Consider the following 19,820-nt stretch of genomic DNA (forward strand, 5'->3'; position numbering starts at 1 on the left):
ACGGTTGCGGATGCGCGCGCCGACATGGCGCACGCGGCAAATCGGTTGGAGACCGCGCTCAGAACGCGGCGTCGGCACTCGCCGGCACGCGCTCGCCGCGTGCGACGAAACCGCCGGCGCGCTCGCCGGTCGGCTGGCCGTTCTCATAGGTCAGCACGCCGTTCACCCACACCGCGTCGATCCCGTGCGCGGGTTGCTGCGGCTTGTCGAACGTCGCGGCATCGATCACGCGCGCCGGATCGAACAGCACGAGATCCGCGTGGTAGCCGACATGCACTTCGCCGCGCCCCGCGATCCCGTAGCGGCGCGCGGACAGCGACGTCATCTTGCGGATCGCTTCCTCGAGCGGCAGCAGGTTCGTGTCGCGCACGTAATGGCCGAGCACGCGCGGGAACGCGCCCCACAGCCGCGGGTGCGGCAGCGGATCGTTCGGCAGGCCGTCCGAGCCGACCATCGTCGCCGGGTGCGACAGGATCCGGCGCACGTCGTCCTCGGACATGTTGTGGTACACGGCGCCGGCCGGGCGGATCCGCTGCGCGGCCTCCTGCTCGGTCACGCCCCAGTCGGCCGCGATCGCCTTCAACAGCTTGCCGGCGACTTCCGGATGCGGCTCCGACCACGTGATCGTGATGTCGATGTCGCCCGTCACCTGCTTCAGGTCGAGCGTCGACGAGCTGCGGCTGTACGGATAGCAGTCGCAGCCGACCGGCTGGTAGCGGCGCGCGCCCTCGAGCGACGCGAGCACCTCGGTGCTGCGCCCCCAGTTCGACGGGCCCGCGCACTTCAGGTGCGAGATCACGACCGGCACCTGCGCGTGACGGCCGACGCGATAGGCCTCGTCCATCGCGTCGAGGATCGCGTCGAACTCGGTCCGCATGTGCGTCGTGTACAGCGCGCCCGCATTCGCGAGCGGCTCGGCGAGCGCCATCACTTCCTCGGCCGGCGCCGCGAACGCGGAGCCGTAGGCCAGGCCCGACGACAGCCCGAGCGCCCCGTTCGCGAGCGCCTCCTCGAGCTGCGTGCGCATCCCGGCGATTTCGCCGTCGGTCGCCGCGCGGTCGAGGCGATCCATCTGGTTGTTGCGCAGCGCGGTGTGCCCGACGAGCGCCGCGACGTTGACGGCCGGACGCGCATCGTTCACGGCCGCGACATAGGCGGCGAAGGTCGGGTAGCGGAACGCGTCGCGATCACCGAGCAGGTTCATCGGATCGGGCGGATCGCCCGCGAGCGTCACCGGCGACGCGCTGATCCCGCAGTTGCCGACGATCACGGTCGTCACGCCCTGCGAGATCTTCGGCAGCATCTCCGGCGCGCGGATCACGTGCGTGTCGTCGTGCGTGTGCACGTCAACGAAGCCCGGCGCGAGCGCGCGGCCGTTCGCATCGACGACGGTTTCGGCGAGCCAGTTCGACAGGTTGCCGATCGCCGCGATCACGCCGTTGCGGATCGCGACGTCGCGCGTGACGGGCGGTGCGCCGGTGCCGTCGTACAGCTGCGCACCGACGATCAGCGTATCGGCGGCTTCGGGATGCGAATGCATGGTCAGTCTCCTACCGGTTGACGGTCTCCGCCGCCGCGGTGCGCATCGAGCGCATGCTTGATGCGGCGCAGCGATTCTCGGCCCGCATCGCCGAGCCGCAGCGCGACTCCGGTGACGAGCACGTCGATCGCCATCATCATCGCGTAGCGCGATGTCGAAGGCTTGTAAATGAAATCGGTTTCGAACGCGACGACCGGGATCAGGTGGTCGGCGAGCTTCGCGAGCGGCGAAGCCGGCGCGCTGATCGCGATCAGCGTCGCGCCGTAGCGCTTCGCGAGGCGGCAGCTCTCGAGCAGCTCGGGCACGCGCCCGCTCACCGACAGCGCGACGACCACGGCGTCGCGCGACAGCGTCGCGGCCACCATGCGTTGCAGCAGGCTGTCCTGGTAGCTCGCGACCGGCCGGCCGAAGCGCACGAGCCTGAAGCGCAGTTCGTCGGCGAGCGCGGTCGAACCGCCGCCCTGCCCGTACACGTAGACCATCTTCGCGCCGGCCAGCCGGTCGGCCGCCGCGTCGAACGACGTGTTGCGCAGCAGCTGGTGGTTGTGCGCGAGCGCCACGCGGATCTCGTCGTAGACGACCGACGCCGGGCTCGCGTCTTCTTCGGGATGCGCGTCGGACGGCACGAGGAAGCGCTGACCGACGGCCGCGGCCTGCGCGACGAGCACCTTCAGTTCGCGCACGTCGCGGCAGCCGACGGCCTTCGCGAAACGCGTGACCGTCGCGACGCTGACCCCCGCGTCGCGCGCCAGCGCGCCGATGCTCGCATGCGCGGCGCGCGCGAGATCGGCGAGGATGAATGCCGCGACCTTGCGTTCGGCTTCGCGCAGCTCGGGCGCGCATTCGGCGATCCGCGCGACGATGTCGAGGAGCGGCTGGGCGGCCGGAGCCGGGTGCTCGGCGGCGAATGGCGCTGACGGGGTGGCGGGCGAATTCATCTGCTGAAAGGGTGGGCGCTTTATGTTACTAAATAACATCACCGCGCCGATGCTACTTTCTGTACCATCGGCATGTCAACTTTAGTGCAATGCATAGTGATGATGGAGCGGGATGACATGAAAGTTACAAACTATCAGGAACCGACAATCAATCCGTTGGGCAAGGGCCTCGGCAACCTGCCGAGCGCGAGCGTGCCGCTCGGCGACGCAAGCCGCCTCGAGTGGAACCTGCTCGCGGAAGACGTCAGCCTGCCGGCCGCGGTGCTGTACGCGGATCGCATCGAACACAATCTGAACTGGATGCAGGCGTTCGTCCAGCAGTACGGCGCCCAGTTCGCGCCGCACGGCAAGACGACGATGGCGCCGCAACTGTTCCGCCGCCAGCTCGCCGCCGGCGCATGGGGCATCACGCTCGCGACCGCGCACCAGACGCTGGCCGCGTATCACGGCGGCGTGCGGCGCGTGCTGCTCGCGAATCAGCTGGTCGGCCGTCAGAACATGACGATCATCGCGGAGCTGCTGTCCGACCCCGACTTCGAATTCTTCTGCCTCGTCGATTCGGCCGACAGCGTCGACCAGCTCGGCCGCTTCTTCGGCGACGCGAAGAAGACGCTGAACGTGCTGATCGAGCTCGGCGTGCCGGGCGGCCGCGCGGGCGTGCGCGATGCCGCGCAGCGCAAAGCCGTGCTCGACGCGATCGCGCGCTATCCGGACACGCTGAAGCTGGCCGGCATCGAACTCTACGAAGGCGTGCTGAAGGAGGAAGGCGAGATCCGCGCGTTCCTGCAGGACGCGGTCGCGCTCACGCGCGAGCTGGCCGAAGCCGGCCGTTTCGCGCGCACGCCGGCGATCCTGTCGGGCGCCGGCTCGGCGTGGTACGACGTGGTCGCGGAGGAATTCGCGAAGGCGTCCGACGCCGGTTTCGCGGAAGTCGTGCTGCGTCCGGGCTGCTACCTGACGCACGACGTCGGCATCTACAAGAAGGCGCAGACCGACGTGTTCGCGCGCAACCCGATCGCCCGCAGGATGGGTGAAGGGCTGCTGCCGGCACTGCAGCTGTGGGCGTACGTGCAGTCGGTGCCGGAGCAGGATCGCGCGATCATCGCGCTCGGCAAGCGCGACGCGGCGTTCGACGCGGGCCTGCCCGAGCCGGCGCGCCACTTCCGCCCGGGCCGCGACAGCACGCCGCGCGACGTCGCCGCGAGCGAAGGCTGGGCCGTCACCGGGATGATGGACCAGCACGCGTACCTGCAGATCCCGCCGGGCGCAGACGTGAAGGTCGGCGACATGGTCGCGTTCGACATTTCGCACCCGTGCCTGACCTTCGACAAGTGGCGCCAGCTGCTCGTCCTCGATCCGCAATTCCGCGTGACGGAAATCGTCGAAACCTTCTTCTGACACATTTGCGCACGCCGCCCCGCCGCCGCGCGGGGCGGCCGTCACGCGCGCTTCAATCTGCCGGAGTACACTGCGCTTTCGTCCTCGGGGCCGCTTCGCCGCCGTAGCGCCCGTCTGCCGCACACGGCGCGAACGGACCCTCAACGCTGTTCAATGGAGAAAGCCATGGCCGCGAAGAAGATCCTGTTCCTGACCGGTGATTTCGCCGAAGACTACGAAACGATGGTGCCGTTCCAGGCGCTGCAGGCCGTCGGCCATCACGTGGATGCAGTCTGCCCGGGCAAGCGCGCGGGCGACAAGATCAAGACCGCGATTCACGATTTCGAGGGCGACCAGACCTACACCGAAAAACCCGGCCACCAGTTCACGCTGAACGCGACGTTCGACGACGTCGATGCGTCGGGCTACGACGCGCTCGCGATCGCGGGCGGTCGTGCGCCCGAATACCTGCGCCTGGATTCGAAGGTGATCGCGCTGGTGCGCGCGTTCGCGGAAGCCGGCAAGCCGATCGCCGCGATCTGCCATGCGGCGCAGCTGCTCGCGGCCGCCGACGTGATTCGCGGCAAGCGCATCTCGGCCTACCCGGCCTGCGCGCCCGAAGTGAAGCTCGCGGGCGGCGAATACGCGGACATCCCGGTCGATGCGGCCGTGACCGACGCGCCGTTCGTCACCGCACCCGCGTGGCCCGCGCATCCGGCATGGCTCGCGCAATTCCTCGTGCTGCTCGGCACGCGCATCGAGCTGTAAATGAAGTTGCAATGAGATGAAGTGAAACGCTGGGCGGCGGCGGGTTGGTGCGCCCTGTGCGCCCCGCCCGCCCCAGGTGCCGCGCCGGCCGCGATCTGCCGACGCGTGCGCGCCGTCGCGTTGCTTGCCGCGCGGCGCTTCAATGCGATGCCGGCGGCGAGCCGACATCCGCGATCCGCGACTCCAGCATCGCCAGCGCGCCCGACAGCGCATTCAGCACGTCGTCCGGCAGTTGCGCCATCGTCTGTTCGAGGAACGCCTTGCGACGCGGCAGGCACGCGTCGAACGCGGCGCGGCCGGCGTCGGTCAGCGTGACGTTGGTCACGCGGTTGTCGCGGGCATCGGACGCGCGCTCGATCCAGCCGAGCGCATCGAGCGATTTCAGCTGGCGCGTGAGCGCGCCCGGATCGATGCGCAGCACTTCGACGAGCTTCTTCTGCGACGAATGCCCGCCCATCGTGTGCAGCGCGACCATGATCCGCCAGCGCGGCATCGGCTGCCCGACGTTCGTTTCGAACGCGGTCATGAACGCGCGATACGTGCGTCCGAATTGCTGCAAGATCGCGACGCGGTCCTGTTCTTCCATGCGCTGAATTCGTGTCCGGTGAATCGTTGAATCGGTCAATCGGCCGCGACATGCGGCTCGATCTTGTGCCGCAGCGCGATCGGCGGGACGCGGCGGCACTGCCACACCGACACCACGGCGACGACGGCCGCCATCGCGACCCCCAGGTGAATCGCGCCGACCAGCGATTCGCGGGCCGCTTCCAGCAGCAGCGCGCCATTATGCCCGGCGCGGGTCAGCTCCGCGACGAGACCGCCTTGCGCGGCGCGGTCGATCAGGATCTGCGGATCGGCGAGCCGCGCATGCCATTGCAGCGCGTGGTCGCCCGACAGCGCATCGCGCACGCCGCTCGAATACATCTGGTTGACGAGCGTGCCCGTCAGCGCCGTGCCGAGCATCCCGCCGACCATCCGCAGCGACTGCAGCAGCGCGGTCGCGATGCCGAGGTGCTCGCGGCCGGCCGTCTGCTGCGCGAACACGGTGAGGTTGGGCAGCACGAAACCGAGACCGATGCCGCCGGCGACCATCAGCGCCATCAGCATCCAGGTCGGCGTCGCGTGCGTCGACACGACGATGCCCGCGCATGTGATCGCGAACAGCACGAAACCGACGTGCAGCATGGCGTTCGGATTGCGGATGCGCGTGACGACGCGGCCGTTCATGATGCTGCCGATCGTGATGAACACGACGAGCGGCGTGATCACGAGCCCCGCCTCCTTCGGCGACATCCCGAAGCCGCCCTGGAACAGCAGCGGCGCGTAGAACAGCAGCGAGAACATCGAGAAGCCGGCGAGGATCGCGAGCACGAACAGCGCCGACAGCGCGCGGTTGCCGAACATGTCGAACGGCAGGATCGGCTGCGCGCAGCGCTTCTCCCAACGCCACAACCCGACGCCGGCGCCGACCGCGACGACCAGCAGCAGCGACGCCCAGCTCATGACGCCGTACTTCGGTAGCCATTCGACGAACAGCTGCAGCGCGCCGAGCGACAGCGCGATCAGCAGCGCGCCGGGCCAGTCGAGCCGCATCTTGCGGTCGTGCTCGACATGCCGCAGGTGCGGCAGGTAGCGCCACACGAAGAACAGCGACAGCAGGCCGACCGGCAGGTTGACGTAGAACACCGAGCGCCAGCCGAACGACTGGGTCAGGATCCCGCCGAGCGACGGCCCGACCGCGTTCGCGATGCCGAACGCGGAACTCATCAGCACCTGCCAGCGCAGCCGCACGACGGAATCGGGGAACAGGTCGGGAATGCATGCGAACGCGGTGCCGACCAGCATCCCGCCGCCGATCCCCTGCAGCCCGCGCGCGAGCACCAGGTACAGCATGTCGTTCGCCATTCCGCACAGCACCGACGCGCAGGTGAACACGACGATCGACACGACGACAAACGGCTTTCTGCCGTAATAGTCGCCGAGGCGGCCGAAGATCGGCACGGTGATCACGGAACTGAGCAGGTACGAGGTCGCGACCCACGCGTACAGGTCGAAGCCCCTGAGTTCGGCGACGATGGTCGGCAACGCGGTGCCGACGACCGTCTGGTCGAGCGCGACGAGCATGGTGACGAACGAGATCCCGATCATCGCCAGCAGCGATTCACGGAACGGCAGGACTTGCCCGCTCGAATGGTGGGCGGCAGTATGGACGGCCATTTTTTGCTGATGCAACTTTTGACGAGTCAAACAATCTCAAAATTCTAGCACGCCGGAGTAATCTAGGCTGGCGACGGTTCAACCCGCCCCGGCCGCCAAGGAGAAAGATGGAACCGATTTCAATCACGCCTGCCGCGACGCTGTCGCCGGAAGATCAGGACGCCCTGCGGCGCGCGAAGCAGGTGCTGGAAAGCCCGTCGCTGACGATGAAGCTGACGGGCATGCTGGGCGCGCCGGTCGAGAAGATGATCGCGCGGCTGCCGGACTTCGCGACCGGCAAGATCAACGACGCGACGCAGCTCGCGTTGCGCAAGTGCCTGAACATCGCGCTGCGCACGCTCGGCAAGCCGCAGACGCCCGATGCCGAGCCGGACAAGCCAAGCAATCTGCTGCACAAGCTCGCGGTCGCGACCACAGGCGCGGCGGGCGGCGCATTCGGCTTCCTCGCGCTGCCGGTCGAGCTGCCGGTGACGACGACGCTGATCTTCCGCTCGGTCTGCGACATCGCGCGCAGCGAGGGCGAGGACCTTGGGTCGGTGGATACGCAGCTGCAGTGCCTGGCCGTGCTCGGCATGGGCGGCAACCCGGACAAGGACGAAGAGGACGCCGATCTCGGCTATTTCGTGCTGCGCGGCGCGCTCGCGCAGGCGATTTCGAAGGCGTCGTCGGACATCACGACGAAAGGGATCGCCGCGCACAGCTCGGCGGCCGTGTTCAAGCTCGTGCAGACGGTCGCGTCACGCTTCTCGGTGCAGGTCACCGAGCAGATGGCCGCGAAGTCGATCCCGGCGATCGGCGCGGTGCTCGGCGCGACCGTCAACACGCTGTTCATCGACCACTTCCAGCAGATGGCGCACGGCCACTTCACCGTGCGCCGGCTCGAGCGCAAATACGGCTCGGTGGCCGTGAAAGCCGCGTATCAGGCGATCGACGGCTCGCCGACGCGCTGAACCGCGCGCTCGACCGCGACGCGGCGCAGGAACGCGGCCGCCCGGTCGAGCGCGTCGCGCGCCTCGGGCACCATCGGCGCGTACAGCTGCCACACGTGCGGCATGTCGGGCCACACCTCGATCTCCACCGGCACGCCGGCCGCCTTCGCCTTGTCGGCCACGCGGCGCGAATCGTCGAGCAGCACCTCGGTGCTGCCGACCTGGATAAAGAGCGGTGGCAGCCCGGTGAAATCCGCATAGAACGGCGACGCGTACGGATGCGTCGCCGAGGCATCTCCCAGATACAGCTTCGCCGCCTTCGGCAGCGCCGCGCCCGCGAACATCGGGTCGGGGCCGTCGTTGCTGCGCATCGTGCCGCCCGTGCCGGCCAGGTCGGTCCACGGCGAGAACAGGATCGCGCCGGCCGGCAACGGTTCGCCGCGATCGCGCAGCGCAACGAGCGTCGCGAGCGCGAGGCCGCCGCCTGCCGAATCGCCGCCGAACACGATCGATTCGGGCGGCGTGCCGAGCGCGAGCAATTGCCGGTAGGCGGCCAGTGCGTCGTCGAGCGCGGCCGGGAAGCGGTTTTCGGGTGCGAGCCGATAGTCGAGCGAGAAGGAGCGCACGCCCGCGCGCTTCGTGAGGCCGAACACGAGCGGCCGATGGGTTTTCGTCGAACAGAAGTAGTAGCCGCCGCCATGGAAATACAGCAGCGTGCGGCCGGGCCCGCGAGCGGCGACGGCGTCGGTGCGTTCGAGCCATTCGCCCCGCAGCGGCGCGTCGCCGGGACCGTAGCACTCGCGCAGCCGGTAGCCCGCCGGCGCGCGACGCGGCACGATCATTCTCAGGTCGGTGAAGCGCCGCGCGCGGGCAGGATCGAGCACCGGGCGCGTGGTCTCGGGACGAAACTGCCAGCGCAGCAGCCAGCACGCGAACTTGCTTTGCCAACTCATCGAACATACTCCGTCATCGCAGTGTGACGATGGTACGTGCGATCGCCGCCGCGCCGCTCGACGGGAGCCTCTATATCAAACGCCGGCGCGCGCGTGGCCGGCTCAGTTCGCCGGCATCATCTGGCCGCGGATCTCGCCGGACGGATGCTCCTTCGTGTGCACGTTGAAGTACCACTTGCCGCCCATCAGGTCGGTCACCTGCGCGTCGGTGAGCTCCTTCGCGCCCTTCATCGGGCTCGCGAGCTCGTCCTTCGGGACCGGCACCTGCACGCCGGCGTTCTGGCCGACCGGCGCGGGCCCGTGGAAGTGCGCGGCGGTCGCCGGCCCCGTGAGGTGTTCGTACTTCGCCGTCCAATGCAGCATGTGGGTGGCGGTGTCGTAGGTGGCGTCGACGGCGCCGGAGCCCTTCGTCGCGGTGGGCGGCACTTCGCTCGACGGCTGCAGGTTGGCGGACAGGCGCACCGTTTCGGCAGCGGCACCGCCGGCGGCCAGCACGCCCGCGAGCAACGCCACCTGGAGCAAACGCAGCTTCGGCATGAATCCTCCTTGAACGACGTGGTACGCCACCCGGACGGGGACGTGACATGATGGTAGTCGATCGCCGCCGATCCGGCAGCCCCGCGCGTCGTCGGCGAGCCTGCCGGAACCTGGAAGAGACCTTTGCAGCGGGAGCCCTGAATCCGCGCACGGCCTTTCGCTACACTTCGTCTCACAGTTGCTTGTTTCCTTCGTCCGAAGGAGTCTGCGAGTATTCACGCGGCCATCCGGCCGCGTTTTTTTTGCCTGCACGGCATGCGCGCATCGTCACCGGCGCGCGCCGCCTGCATCACGCGCGATAGCCGGGATCGATGCGATCGACGATGCGCTGCAATGCGTCGAAAGCGTCCTGCCCCGCACCGTGCTTCGGATCGAAATTCAGCGAATCGCGCACGCAGCCCTCGAGCACCGGCGGCGCGATCGGCAGTGCGTCGCCGATCGCATGGGTCGCGACCTGCACCTCGCACGCGCGATTGAGCAGCCACATCAGCGAGAAGGTCTGCGCGAGCGTCGCACCGATCGTCACGGGCCCGTGGTTGCGCAGCAGCAGCACGGGCCGCCCGCCGGCGCTCTCGACGATGCGCCGCCCTTCCTCGAGATGCACGGTGATGCCCTCGAAATCGTGATACGCGATCTTCCCGTACAGCTGCGCCGAATAGAAGTTCGAGAACGACAGCCCGTCGCGCGAGCAGCACACGGCCATCGTCGGCGTCGTATGCACGTGCATCACGCAGTGCGCGTCGGGCAGCGCCGCATGGATCGCGCTGTGGAACGTGAAGCCCGCCGGGTTGATCGGCCAGTCGGAATGGCCGATCACGTTGCCGTCGATGTCGATCTTCACGAGGTTCGACGCGCATACCTCACGGTAATGGAGCCCGAACGGATTGATCAGGAAATGGCCGTCCTCGCCCGGCACGCGCAGCGAGATATGGTTGTAGATCAGCTCGGTCCAGCCGAGATGGTCGAAGATCCGGTAGGCGGCCGCGAGCTGCACGCGCGCCTGCCATTCGGCGTCGGAGAAACGGGCGGGACGCGTGAACGGCTGGTTCGGTACACGTTGCATGGGGCACTCCGGTGGCGGACTGGCGTGGCCGCGCGGGCGGCTGCACGCATCGTCGGTCGTCTGGTGGCGTCGCACGCGGCGCGGGCTGCGTGGCGGCTCGTTCGGCGTCGTTCGGCGCCGGTCCGGCCCGCATTGCGCGAGCCGTCCGCCGGTGCCGTCACGATGCGTATATCGTTGCGCACACAACCATATCACCTTTCCCCGCGCACCGGAATCGCGGGTTTGGCCTGAGTCGTTCCGGCCCTTACAACTGGTCGTCGACCGGCAGCAACATGAAGATGCCGGTCATCACGTTGCGCTTCAGCCCGGCATGCGGATCGACGTGATAGGTGGCCGGCTGACCGTCGTCGACGCCGGTCCATTCGAGCGCGGGCCGGCCGCCGTCAGTCTGCTTCGCGAGCGTGACGCGATAGCTTTCGTCGGGCTGCGTCACGCGCGCGAAGATCGCCGCGGCCTGCTGCGCGAGCACCGGGCTGTGGATCACGAGCGCGAGCTCGGTGTTGAGGTGCGCCGAGCGCGGGTCGAGGTTCAGCGACCCGATCACGAGGATTTGCCGGTCGATCACGTACGCCTTCGCATGCAGGCTCGCCCGCGAGCGCGAGCCGAACAGCCGGGTCGGCTGCTGGTCCGGCTGCGCCTTGAATTCGTACAGCTCGACGCCGCGCTGCAGCAACGGGACGCGATAAGGCGCATAGCCGGCCTGCACCGCGACCGCGTCGGTCGCCGCGAGCGAATTCGTCACGATCGCGACGCGCACGCCGCGCGCGGTCGTATCGCCGAGGATCTTCACGCCGGCGTCGTGCGGCACGAAGTACGGCGAGAACGCGAGGAATTCCTTGCGCGCGCCGCGCGTCAGCTCGGCCAGGCGCTGCATCGGCGGGCTCACGTACGTGTCGGTCGGCCGCGCGACCTTGTCCGGCGCATCGACCTTGAATTCGGCCGGCGCCCACACGAGTTCGAGTTCGTTGCGCGCGATCTGCTGCGCGAGCGGCGTCGCGTTCAGCGGCTTCGCGTTGTACGGATCGGCGTTCTTGCGCCAGTGGTCGCGCAGCTCGTCGCGCATCGCGTCGAGATCCTTCGGATCGAACTTCTGATGATTCAGCGCGCGCAGCGGATAGCTGCTCGCGCTCGCCCAGTAGTCGTCGAAGCTCTTCGAGATGTCGTTCGTCACGGGGCCGGCCGCGAGCACGTCGAGATCGCGGAACTGCAGCGTCGGGCTCGCGCTGAAGTATTCGTCGCCGAGATTGCGGCCGCCGACGATCGCGAGCTGGTTATCCGCGATCATCGCCTTGTTGTGCATCCGGCGCGTGAAGCTGTCGATCCGCGTGAAGAAGTTGGCCGTGCGCTCGGCCACGCCGCGCTGCGACGCGCCGAACGGGTTGAACACGCGGATCTCGATGTTCTGGTGCGTATTCAGCGCGGCCATCACGCGGTCGATGTCGTGGAAGTTCAGGTCGTCGACCAGCATCCGCACGCGCACGCCGCGATCGGCCGCGTACAGCGCCGCGCCGAGCAGCAGCTTGCCGGTCGTATCCTCGGTCGCGATGTAGTACTGCATGTCGAGCGTCTTCGTCGCCGCGCGCGCGAGCGCGATGCGCATCTGCAATGCGGTGGCGCCGTCGGCCAGCAACCGGAAGCCCGACTGCCCCGCATGCGCGGCTTCCGGCGCGGCCAGCGCATCGCGCAGCGGGGTCGCGGTATCGGCAGACAACGCGTGGGAGACGGGGCGATCGAGCGAGGTGGCGGGCGGGTGCGTCGCGCAGGCGACGAGCGGCAGCAGCGCGCAGACGATCAGCGCGCGGGCCGGGCGGCACACGGCGCGCCACGACAGCGCGGCCGGCGCGCGCCGAATCAAAGACGTAAGCACGGAAGCTTCCTCGACAGGCGGATCAACGGGTCCGCGATCGCCGCGGCGCGCGGCTGACAGGCGGTTCCAGCCGATTCTAGTGGGCGCCGGATGAACCGGTCAATCGCGCGGCCGGCGCAGGCGGCGCCGCGCAGCAGCCAAACGCGCGTCGCCCGCGGCGCGCGCCCGGCACGGCGGCCTGGGGCGGCCATGGTCCAACCAATCTCACGGCGCGTCGCCGCTTCGCTCGAAGTGGCTGCGCACGTAGTCGATATGCGTCTGCATCGCGGTGCGCGCCTCCTCGGGCCGCTGCGCGCAGATCGCGTCGCAGACCACCCGGTGCTGCTGCAGCAGCAGCTCCGATGCCTGCTCGTGCGTCGTCATCCCCGCGACGTTGATCGAGATGTGCTCGCGCAGCATCCCGATCACGCTCGTGTGCAGGTGCAGGAACATCGTGTTGTGCGACGCGAGCGCGATCGCCTCGTGCAGCTTCGCGTCGGCCGACGCCTCGACGGCCGCATCGTCGTTCGCGTGCGCGGTTTCGAGCTCGCGCAGCAGGTTGCGGATCCGGCGCCGGTCGTTCGCGTCGGCGCGCAGCGCCGCGAAATACGCGGTCGCGCCTTCGAGCACGCGACGGAATTCGAGAATGTCGTCGCGCAACGCCGGGTGGTCGGCGACCAGCTGACCCCACGGCGACGCGATGCCCGCGCGCAACTGGTCCGTCACGTACACGCCCGCGCCGCGCCGGCTCTGCAGCAGCCCGCGCGCGACGAGCCGCTGAGTCGCCTCGCGCACCGTATTGCGCGCGACGCCGTACTGCTGCGCGAGCACGCGCTCGGCCGGCAGCCGCGCGCCGGCCTGCCACGTGCCGTCGAGCAACGCCGTCTCGATCTTGCGCATCACCACTTCGGTCCGGCCCCGTGCCGTCATCGCCGCCATCACCGTCTCCCTATCCGCCATACCCGTCGCGCCGATTGGCCCAACCAATTTGAGCTTCGGCGTCGTCGCGGGAATTATGCAGCGAAAGCGAAATCGTCGTCCCGCATGTGCATGCCGGGCCGCCGCCCCTGGAGCGAGACATGAACGAAAGGCACTACCCCACCGCCGCCCCCGCGCACGTCTACCTGTTCGCGACCTGCCTGGTCGACCTGTTCGTCCCCGAAGCCGGGCTCGACACGGTGCGCCTGCTGGAACGCGAAGGTCTGACCGTGCACTATCCGCGCGGCCAGAGCTGCTGCGGGCAGCCTGCCTACAGCAGCGGCAATCCCGACGAGGCACGCCGCGTCGCGGCCGCGCAGCTCGACCTGTTCGCCGAGCCCTGGCCGGTGATCGTGCCGTCCGGCTCCTGCGCGGGCATGATCCGGCACCATTGGCCGGCGCTGTTCGCCGACGATCCCGTGCACGGCCCGAAGGCCCGCGCGATCGCGGAGCGCACCTATGAACTCGCCGAATTTCTCGTCCATGTGCTCGACGTGCGGCTCGACGCCGTCACCGCGAACGCCGGCCCGGACGAACGCGTGGTCCTGCACACGTCGTGCGCGGCCCGCCGCGAGATGGGCACCCGCGTGCACGGCGTCGCGCTCGTCGACGCGCTGCCGGGCGTCACGCGCATCGAACACGAACGCGAATCCGAATGCTGCGGCTTCGGCGGCACGTTCTCGCTGAAACATCCCGACATCTCCGGCGCGATGGTGAGCGACAAGGTCGCATCGGCCTGCGCGACGGGTTGCGAGCGGCTCGTGTCGGCGGACTGCGGCTGCCTGCTGAACATCGGTCACGCGGCCGAGAAGGCCGGCGCCGCGCTGCCCGTCGAGCATCTCGCGAGCTTCCTGTGGCGCCGCACGGTAGGTGCCGGCTCGCTGCGCGGGGATTCGCAATGAGCGCGCGCGACGCCATCCTCGCGCGCCTGCGCGCCGCCGCGCCCGGTGTCGCCACGAACGCCGCACCGGCGCTCGATGCGCGCATCGACACGCATTACGCCGCGCGGCGCGCGCCGGCCGCACCCGACCCGCTTGCGCTCGCGCAGACGATGCAGGCCGCGCTCGCCGCGTCGCATGCCGACGTCTGGTGCGCCAGCGCCGACGCGTGGCCCGCGCAGCTTGCCGCGCGTCTCGCCGACGCCGGCGTGCGCCGCCTGCTGCTGGACCCGGCCCGCCCCGAATCCGCGGCGCTCGCGCGGGCGCTGCCCGACGCGGTCGCGCCGGTGCCGTTCGACCGGCCGATCGATGCGTGGAAAGCCGAGCTGTTCGACACGATCGACGCGGGCTTCACCGTCGCGCGCTCGGGCATCGCGACGACCGGCACCGTGGTACTCGCGCCCGATGCCGGCACGCCGCGCACGGTGTCGCTGGTGCCGCCGCTGCACGTCGCGCTCGTCCATGCGAACACGCTGCATGCCGACCTTCACGCGGCCGTGCACGCGGAGCGCTGGCACGCCGGCATGCCGACCAATGTCGTGCTGGTGTCGGGCCCGTCGAAGACGTCCGATATCCAGCAGACCCTCGCGTACGGCGCACACGGCCCGCGCCACCTCTGGGTCGTGATCGTCACCGAACCGGCCGCCGAACCGACCGCAACCGCCTGCGAGGACCTGCCGCGATGAGCGACCAACCGCTGCAATTCGTCGCCCCCGGCGACTTCAAGGCCCGTGCGCGCGCCGCGCTCGACGATCCCGCGCTGCGCCAAAGCTTTCGCGGCGCGATGGACTTCCTGCAGGGCAAGCGCGCGACCCAGTTCCCCGACGACACCGAGCTGCAGCAGCTGCGCGATCTCGGCGAAGCCGTGCGGCAGCACGCGCTCGCGCAACTGCCCGCGCTGCTCGAGCGGCTGGAGGCAAAGCTCACCGCCGCCGGCGTGCAGGTGCACTGGGCCGAGACGGCCGCCGACGCGAACGCGATCGTGCTCGGCATCGCGCAAGCGAACCACGCGCGCCGCGTGATCAAGGGCAAGTCGATGGCGAGCGAGGAAATCGAGCTGAATCATTACCTCGCGGATCACGGCGTCGACTGCATCGAGTCCGACATGGGCGAGTTCATCGTGCAGCTCGCGGGCGAGAAGCCGTCGCACATCGTGATGCCGGCGATCCACAAGACGCGCGGCGACATCGCCGAGCTGTTCGAGCAGCACATCCCGGGCACGCGCTACACGGAGGACGTCGACGAGTTGATCCAGACTGGCCGGCGCGCGCTGCGCCGCGCGTTCGCCCAGGCCGACATCGGCCTGTCCGGCGTGAACTTCGCGGCGGCCGACACGGGCACGCTGTGGCTCGTCGAGAACGAGGGCAACGGCCGGCTGTCGACCACCGTACCCGACACGCACGTCGCGATCATGGGGATCGAGAAGGTCGTCGAGAAGCTCGAGCACATCGTGCCGCTGTCGAGCCTGCTGACGCGTTCGGCCACCGGCCAGGCGATCACGACCTACTTCAACCTGATCTCGGGCCCGCGCCGCGACGGCGAGCGCGACGGCCCGCGCGAGCTGCATCTCGTGCTGCTCGACAACGGCCGCACGCAGGCCTACGCGGACGAACAGCTGCGCGCGACGCTGCAGTGCATCCGCTGCGGCGCGTGCATGAACCATTGTCCCGTCTATACGCGCATCGGCGGCCACGCCTACGGGACGACCTATCCCGGCCCGATCGGCAAGATCATCTCGCCGCACCTGCTCGGCCTCGACGCGACGGCCGACCTGCCGACCGCGTCGACGCTATGCGGCGCGTGCGGTGAGGTGTGCCCGGTCCGGATTCCGATCCCGCAGCTGCTGGTGCGGCTGCGCACCGAGGCGAACCGCAAGCCCGACGAACCCGTCGCGCATCCGCTGCGCGGCCAGGGCGCGAACTACAACCGCGCGGAAGACCTCGTGTGGCGCTTCTGGTCGGGCGCGTTCGCGCATCCGCGCGCGTATCGCGCGTTCCGCTGGACCGCGACCCGGCTGCGCGCGCTGACGCCCGCGAAGCAGTTGGGCTGGACGCAGCATCGCACGCCGCTCGCGCCGGCGCCGCGCAGCCTGTCCGACCTGCTGCGCGCGCGCGGCCAGCCCGAATAGACACCCCGCTTTCAAACCCGTACCCCGATAAATCCATGGAGGAGACAACCATGCAGGTTTGGCATCAGATCTACACGCCGCTCGGCAGCCTCGGGCTGTCGGCGTTCGTCGCCGCAATTCCGATCATCTTCTTTTTCATCGCGCTCGCCGCCCTCCGGATGAAGGGGCACGTGGCCGCGGCGATCACGCTGCTGCTGTCGCTCGGCGTCGCGATCCTCGCGTACGGGATGCCCGTGCCGCAGGCGCTCGCGGCGGCCGGCTTCGGCTTCGCGTACGGCCTGTGGCCGATCGCGTGGATCATCGTCGCGGCCGTGTTCCTCTACAAGATCGTCGTGAAGACCGGCCAATTCGACATCATCCGCGCCTCGGTGTTGTCGATCACCGACGACCAGCGGCTGCAGATGCTGCTGATCGGCTTCTCGTTCGGCGCGTTCCTCGAAGGCGCCGCCGGCTTCGGCGCGCCCGTCGCGATCACGGCCGCGCTGCTCGTCGGCCTCGGCTTCAAGCCGCTGCACGCGGCCGGACTGTGCCTGATCGCGAACACCGCGCCGGTCGCGTTCGGCGCGATGGGCATTCCGATCATCGTGGCCGGGCAGGTGACGGGCATCGACCCGCTCCACATCGGCGCGATGGCCGGCCGCCAGTTGCCGCTGCTGTCGCTCGCGGTGCCGTTCTGGCTCGTGTTCATGATGGACGGGCTGCGCGGCGTGCGCCAGACGTGGCCCGCCGCGCTCGTCGCGGGCGGCAGCTTCGCGATCACGCAGTACTTCACGTCGAACCACATCGGGCCCGAGCTGCCGGACATCACGTCGTCGCTCGTCAGCCTCGTGTCGCTGGCCGTGTTCCTGAAGGTGTGGCAGCCGAGCAGCGCGAAGCAGACGGCAGGCGGCCTCGTCGCGTCCGGCGGCGGCGCGGCGCTCGCGGGGTTCGGCGCGGGCGGCAACGGTTCGGGCGCAAGCCGCCAGGCGTCGCCGTACACGCTCGCGCAGACCGTGCGCGCGTGGTCGCCGTTCCTGATCCTGACGGCCGTCGTCACCGTGTGGAGCATCGCGCCGTTCAAGGCGCTGTTCGCCGCGCACGGCGCGCTCGCGTCGACCGTCCTGAAGTTCCACGTGGCCGGGCTCGACCAACTCGTCGTGAAGACCGCGCCGATCGCCGCGACGCCGAAGGCACTCGACGCGGTGCTGAAGCTCGACCTCGTGTCGGCGGTGGGCAGCGCGATCCTCGTGACCGCGCTGATCTCGATGGCGCTGCTGCGCATGAAGCCGCGCGACGCGCTCGTCACGTTCGGCGAGACACTGAAGGAACTCACGCGCCCGATCCTGTCGATCGGCCTCGTGCTCGCATTCGCGTTCGTCGCGAATTACTCGGGGATGTCGTCGACGCTCGCGCTGATGCTGGCCGGGACCGGCGCCGCGTTCCCGTTCTTCTCGCCGTTCCTCGGCTGGCTCGGCGTGTTCCTGACCGGCTCGGACACGTCGTCCAACGCGCTGTTCTGCTCGCTGCAGCAAGCGACCGCGCACCAGCTCGGCGTGCCCGAGACGCTCGCGGTCGCCGCGAACACGACGGGCGGCGTAACCGCGAAGATGATCTCGCCGCAGTCGATCGCGGTGGCATGCGCGGCGACCGGCCTGGTCGGCAAGGAGTCCGATCTGTTCCGCTTCACGGTGCGCCACAGCCTGCTGTTCGCGGTGATCGTCGGCCTGATCACGCTCGTGCAGGCCTACGTGCTGCCGGGGATGGTGCCGTAAGCAAGCGGCGCGGCCGCTTTCCGGAGCCCCCGAAAAACAAAACCCCACGCCCGAAAGAGCGTGGGGTTTTGTTCATCCGGGGCGCCGGACGAAGCCGGCGCCTCGATCGGCGATCAGCTGCCCTTCGCGATGCGATCCTGGATGTGCTGCGCACGGCTCGACGACGACGGGTGCGAGCTCATCATCGAGCTCTTGCCGCCATCGAGCTGCGCGAGTTTCTGGAACGCGGTGACGAGGCCCTTCTGGTTCATGCTCTTTTGCTTCATCAGGTCGAACGAGTAGTCGTCGGCCGCGCTTTCCTGCGTCTGCGAGAACTGCGCGTTGATGAACTTCTCGGTGATGTCGCCGAGCTGCGAGCTCGTCAGGGTCGCGACGCCCGGCGATGCCGCGCCGGCCGCGGTGCGCGCCGCGCTGACCGCGTAGGCGGTCTGCATCGCCTTCTTCGAGTGACCCAGTGCGACGTGGCCCATTTCATGACCGATCACGCCGCGCAGTTCGTCGTCGTTCATCATGTCCATCAGGCCGCTGTACACGCGCACGCAGCCGTTGCCCATCGCCCACGCGTTGACGTCCTTGGTCATGTAGACCTTGTAGTTGATCTTCTGGCCGTTCAGCGTCATGTCGCCGAAGCCCTTCATCACCTTCGTCAGGCGCTTCGCGTACGCGCTGTTCGGCGCGGCGATCTTCGATTCGGCGTCGCTCGTCTTGCACGAGTCGTTCGACAGTGCCGCGATGTCGCTGTCCGACAGCGTCGCCGCCTTGTACAGGTTGGTCCCCGCCGACGTCAGGCTGTTCGCGTCGAGATTCTGCACGCCGCCGCATGCGCTCAACAGGAACGCCATGCCACATGCTGCCGCCGCTTTCTTGATATGCATCCCGGATCCCTCGGTAGTTGTAGTTGGGAGCGGCGATTTTGCATAATCCGGCAGAAAATTACCAGATGTTTACATCGAATGACAGGTTGATTACCGACCGATACGGCATGAACGGCGCGATTGCTTAACGGATTGCTGACAAAAGGGTAGTCAATCGCCGCGGCCGTGCGACCGGCTGAACGCGGAACGCGGCCGGCGCATCAGCCGCCGCGCGGCCAGCATCGGCAGCCGCACCACGAAACCGGCGAACAGCCGCAGGTGCATCCACGCGAGCAGCGCGTTGTCGCGGCCGTAGTGGAAATGCGACACCCCGCCCTCGTGCGCGCCGAAGTAGCGCACCGGCGCCTCGATGCGGATCGGCCGCACGCCGGCCCAGCACAGCCGCACGGCCGCTTCCGGATCGAAGTCGAAGCCGCGCATCCACGGCTGCCGATGCATGATCGCGGCGAGCGGCGCGACCGGATACACGCGAAAGCCGTACAGCGAATCGCCGATCCCGGCCCATAGCGTCTCGAGGTCGGCCCATCCGTTCGACAGCCGCCGGCCCTGCACGCGCAGTTGCGGCGCGCTCGCGTCGAACTTCGGCAGGCCCAGCACCATCGCGTCCGGGCTCGCCTGCGAGGCGGCCATGAATTCGGGAATCAGCTCGGCCGGATGCTGGCCGTCGGAATCCATCGTCAGCACGTGCGTGAAGCCGCTCGCAGCGGCCGCGTCGAGGCCGGCCAGCACCGCCGCGCCCTTGCCGCGGTTCTCCGGCAGGACGATCACGCGCAGCCCCGGATCGCGCTCGGCCAGCGCCTGCAGCCGCTCGGCGCTGCCGTCGGTGCTGCCGTCGACGACGACCCACACCGGGTTCCACTGCGCGCGGGCGTTGCGCACGGTCGTGTCGACCTTGATGCCCGGGTTGTAGCTCGGAATCAACACGAGATGGGTGGACGAGGCGTGCAGCTTGGACATGGGAACGGCCGATTGCGAAGACGAT

At 69.0% G+C, this 19,820-nt stretch carries 18 protein-coding genes; 7 read left to right on the plus strand and 11 right to left on the minus strand.

Going from position 1 to position 19,820, the window contains the following annotated elements; translation table 11 throughout:
* Nucleotides 1-58: 58 nt before the first annotated feature.
* Nucleotides 59-1,540, minus strand: coding sequence for an N-acyl-D-amino-acid deacylase family protein (locus LMA02_RS14110; protein ID WP_228905685.1), 1,482 nt, complete (start codon nucleotides 1,538-1,540; stop codon nucleotides 59-61).
* Between the two features lie 2 nt (nucleotides 1,541-1,542).
* A complete protein-coding gene (locus LMA02_RS14115; protein ID WP_228905687.1) occupies nucleotides 1,543-2,478 on the minus strand; it encodes a MurR/RpiR family transcriptional regulator in 936 nt (311 codons plus the stop codon).
* 117 nt (nucleotides 2,479-2,595) lie between these two features.
* Here LMA02_RS14115 and LMA02_RS14120 point away from each other — a divergent pair, with 117 nt between their 5' ends.
* Together LMA02_RS14120 and LMA02_RS14125 are read left to right on the plus strand one after the other, a co-directional pair.
* A complete protein-coding gene (locus LMA02_RS14120) occupies nucleotides 2,596-3,876 on the plus strand; it encodes an amino acid deaminase (protein ID WP_228905688.1) in 1,281 nt (426 codons plus the stop codon).
* 165 nt (nucleotides 3,877-4,041) lie between these two features.
* Nucleotides 4,042-4,623, plus strand: coding sequence for a DJ-1/PfpI family protein (locus LMA02_RS14125; protein WP_006751950.1), 582 nt, complete (start codon nucleotides 4,042-4,044; stop codon nucleotides 4,621-4,623).
* Nucleotides 4,624-4,762: 139 nt separating this feature from the next.
* On the opposite strand, the gene LMA02_RS14130 is transcribed toward LMA02_RS14125, so the two are convergent.
* Nucleotides 4,763-5,209 carry a MarR family winged helix-turn-helix transcriptional regulator gene (locus LMA02_RS14130; protein ID WP_166725161.1) on the minus strand — a complete coding sequence of 149 codons (447 nt, stop codon included), beginning with the start codon at nucleotides 5,207-5,209 and terminating at the stop codon, nucleotides 4,763-4,765.
* Nucleotides 5,210-5,244: 35 nt separating this feature from the next.
* Nucleotides 5,245-6,840, minus strand: a complete 1,596-nt coding sequence (locus LMA02_RS14135; RefSeq protein ID WP_228905689.1) for an MDR family MFS transporter — start codon at nucleotides 6,838-6,840, stop codon at nucleotides 5,245-5,247.
* 107 nt (nucleotides 6,841-6,947) lie between these two features.
* Between LMA02_RS14135 and LMA02_RS14140 the strand changes: the two genes are divergently transcribed.
* On the plus strand, nucleotides 6,948-7,790 hold the full coding sequence (locus tag LMA02_RS14140; protein WP_011657912.1) for an EcsC family protein: 843 nt from the start codon (nucleotides 6,948-6,950) through the stop codon (nucleotides 7,788-7,790).
* Here the strand turns inward: LMA02_RS14140 and LMA02_RS14145 are convergent.
* From LMA02_RS14145 to LMA02_RS14165, 5 genes are all read right to left on the minus strand, one after another.
* A complete protein-coding gene (locus tag LMA02_RS14145; RefSeq protein ID WP_228905690.1) occupies nucleotides 7,760-8,722 on the minus strand; it encodes an alpha/beta hydrolase in 963 nt (320 codons plus the stop codon). The genes LMA02_RS14140 and LMA02_RS14145 overlap by 31 nt on opposite strands.
* A gap of 102 nt (nucleotides 8,723-8,824) precedes the next feature.
* On the minus strand, nucleotides 8,825-9,259 hold the full coding sequence (locus LMA02_RS14150) for a CHRD domain-containing protein (protein WP_228905691.1): 435 nt from the start codon (nucleotides 9,257-9,259) through the stop codon (nucleotides 8,825-8,827).
* A 289-nt stretch (nucleotides 9,260-9,548) separates the two neighbouring features.
* On the minus strand, nucleotides 9,549-10,322 hold the full coding sequence (locus tag LMA02_RS14155) for a class II aldolase/adducin family protein (RefSeq protein ID WP_228905692.1): 774 nt from the start codon (nucleotides 10,320-10,322) through the stop codon (nucleotides 9,549-9,551).
* A gap of 244 nt (nucleotides 10,323-10,566) precedes the next feature.
* Entirely contained in the window at nucleotides 10,567-12,189 is a 1,623-nt protein-coding gene (locus LMA02_RS14160; RefSeq protein WP_228905694.1) for a phospholipase D family protein, read from the minus strand.
* 204 nt (nucleotides 12,190-12,393) lie between these two features.
* Nucleotides 12,394-13,107, minus strand: coding sequence for a FadR/GntR family transcriptional regulator (locus LMA02_RS14165; RefSeq protein ID WP_228907648.1), 714 nt, complete (start codon nucleotides 13,105-13,107; stop codon nucleotides 12,394-12,396).
* A 140-nt stretch (nucleotides 13,108-13,247) separates the two neighbouring features.
* On the opposite strand from LMA02_RS14165, the gene LMA02_RS14170 reads away from it, so the two are divergent.
* The 4 genes from LMA02_RS14170 to LMA02_RS14185 are packed head-to-tail and all read left to right on the plus strand — an operon-like array spanning nucleotide 13,248 to nucleotide 17,963.
* Nucleotides 13,248-14,048, plus strand: a complete 801-nt coding sequence (locus LMA02_RS14170; RefSeq protein WP_228905695.1) for a (Fe-S)-binding protein — start codon at nucleotides 13,248-13,250, stop codon at nucleotides 14,046-14,048.
* Nucleotides 14,045-14,770, plus strand: a complete 726-nt coding sequence (locus LMA02_RS14175; protein WP_228905696.1) for a LutC/YkgG family protein — start codon at nucleotides 14,045-14,047, stop codon at nucleotides 14,768-14,770. Before LMA02_RS14170 ends, LMA02_RS14175 begins: the two co-directional genes overlap by 4 nt.
* The gene (locus LMA02_RS14180; RefSeq protein ID WP_228905697.1) at nucleotides 14,767-16,212 is read left to right on the plus strand and encodes a LutB/LldF family L-lactate oxidation iron-sulfur protein; all 1,446 of its coding nucleotides are present in this window, start codon (nucleotides 14,767-14,769) and stop codon (nucleotides 16,210-16,212) included. Before LMA02_RS14175 ends, LMA02_RS14180 begins: the two co-directional genes overlap by 4 nt.
* Before the next feature lie 50 nt (nucleotides 16,213-16,262).
* Nucleotides 16,263-17,963, plus strand: a complete 1,701-nt coding sequence (locus LMA02_RS14185; protein ID WP_228905698.1) for a lactate permease LctP family transporter — start codon at nucleotides 16,263-16,265, stop codon at nucleotides 17,961-17,963.
* 113 nt (nucleotides 17,964-18,076) lie between these two features.
* Here the strand turns inward: LMA02_RS14185 and LMA02_RS14190 are convergent, their stop codons facing one another.
* Together LMA02_RS14190 and LMA02_RS14195 are read right to left on the minus strand one after the other, a co-directional pair.
* Nucleotides 18,077-18,838, minus strand: coding sequence for a M48 family metalloprotease (locus LMA02_RS14190; protein WP_006751965.1), 762 nt, complete (start codon nucleotides 18,836-18,838; stop codon nucleotides 18,077-18,079).
* Between the two features lie 150 nt (nucleotides 18,839-18,988).
* The gene (locus LMA02_RS14195) at nucleotides 18,989-19,795 is read right to left on the minus strand and encodes a glycosyltransferase family 2 protein (RefSeq protein WP_228905699.1); all 807 of its coding nucleotides are present in this window, start codon (nucleotides 19,793-19,795) and stop codon (nucleotides 18,989-18,991) included.
* Nucleotides 19,796-19,820: the final 25 nt, after the last annotated feature.

Origin of the sequence: Burkholderia sp. B21-005 (assembly GCF_020843965.1) — a bacterium.
Classification (GTDB): Bacteria; Pseudomonadota; Gammaproteobacteria; order Burkholderiales; family Burkholderiaceae; genus Burkholderia; species Burkholderia ambifaria.

What these genes read in the sequence shown, in the direction of transcription:
- LMA02_RS14155 (WP_228905692.1), bottom strand. Translation starts at nt 10,322, where the DNA reads ATGCAACGTGTACCGAACCAGCCGTTCACGCGTCCCGCCCGTTTCTCC.
- LMA02_RS14195 (WP_228905699.1), bottom strand. Translation starts at nt 19,795, where the DNA reads ATGTCCAAGCTGCACGCCTCGTCCACCCATCTCGTGTTGATTCCGAGC.
- LMA02_RS14135 (WP_228905689.1), bottom strand. Translation starts at nt 6,840, where the DNA reads ATGGCCGTCCATACTGCCGCCCACCATTCGAGCGGGCAAGTCCTGCCG.
- LMA02_RS14180 (WP_228905697.1), top strand. Translation starts at nt 14,767, where the DNA reads ATGAGCGACCAACCGCTGCAATTCGTCGCCCCCGGCGACTTCAAGGCC.
- LMA02_RS14175 (WP_228905696.1), top strand. Translation starts at nt 14,045, where the DNA reads ATGAGCGCGCGCGACGCCATCCTCGCGCGCCTGCGCGCCGCCGCGCCC.
- LMA02_RS14165 (WP_228907648.1), bottom strand. Translation starts at nt 13,107, where the DNA reads ATGGCGGCGATGACGGCACGGGGCCGGACCGAAGTGGTGATGCGCAAG.
- LMA02_RS14190 (WP_006751965.1), bottom strand. Translation starts at nt 18,838, where the DNA reads ATGCATATCAAGAAAGCGGCGGCAGCATGTGGCATGGCGTTCCTGTTG.
- LMA02_RS14150 (WP_228905691.1), bottom strand. Translation starts at nt 9,259, where the DNA reads ATGCCGAAGCTGCGTTTGCTCCAGGTGGCGTTGCTCGCGGGCGTGCTG.
- LMA02_RS14145 (WP_228905690.1), bottom strand. Translation starts at nt 8,722, where the DNA reads ATGAGTTGGCAAAGCAAGTTCGCGTGCTGGCTGCTGCGCTGGCAGTTT.
- LMA02_RS14115 (WP_228905687.1), bottom strand. Translation starts at nt 2,478, where the DNA reads ATGAATTCGCCCGCCACCCCGTCAGCGCCATTCGCCGCCGAGCACCCG.
- LMA02_RS14125 (WP_006751950.1), top strand. Translation starts at nt 4,042, where the DNA reads ATGGCCGCGAAGAAGATCCTGTTCCTGACCGGTGATTTCGCCGAAGAC.
- LMA02_RS14140 (WP_011657912.1), top strand. Translation starts at nt 6,948, where the DNA reads ATGGAACCGATTTCAATCACGCCTGCCGCGACGCTGTCGCCGGAAGAT.
- LMA02_RS14170 (WP_228905695.1), top strand. Translation starts at nt 13,248, where the DNA reads ATGAACGAAAGGCACTACCCCACCGCCGCCCCCGCGCACGTCTACCTG.
- LMA02_RS14120 (WP_228905688.1), top strand. Translation starts at nt 2,596, where the DNA reads ATGAAAGTTACAAACTATCAGGAACCGACAATCAATCCGTTGGGCAAG.
- LMA02_RS14185 (WP_228905698.1), top strand. Translation starts at nt 16,263, where the DNA reads ATGCAGGTTTGGCATCAGATCTACACGCCGCTCGGCAGCCTCGGGCTG.
- LMA02_RS14110 (WP_228905685.1), bottom strand. Translation starts at nt 1,540, where the DNA reads ATGCATTCGCATCCCGAAGCCGCCGATACGCTGATCGTCGGTGCGCAG.
- LMA02_RS14130 (WP_166725161.1), bottom strand. Translation starts at nt 5,209, where the DNA reads ATGGAAGAACAGGACCGCGTCGCGATCTTGCAGCAATTCGGACGCACG.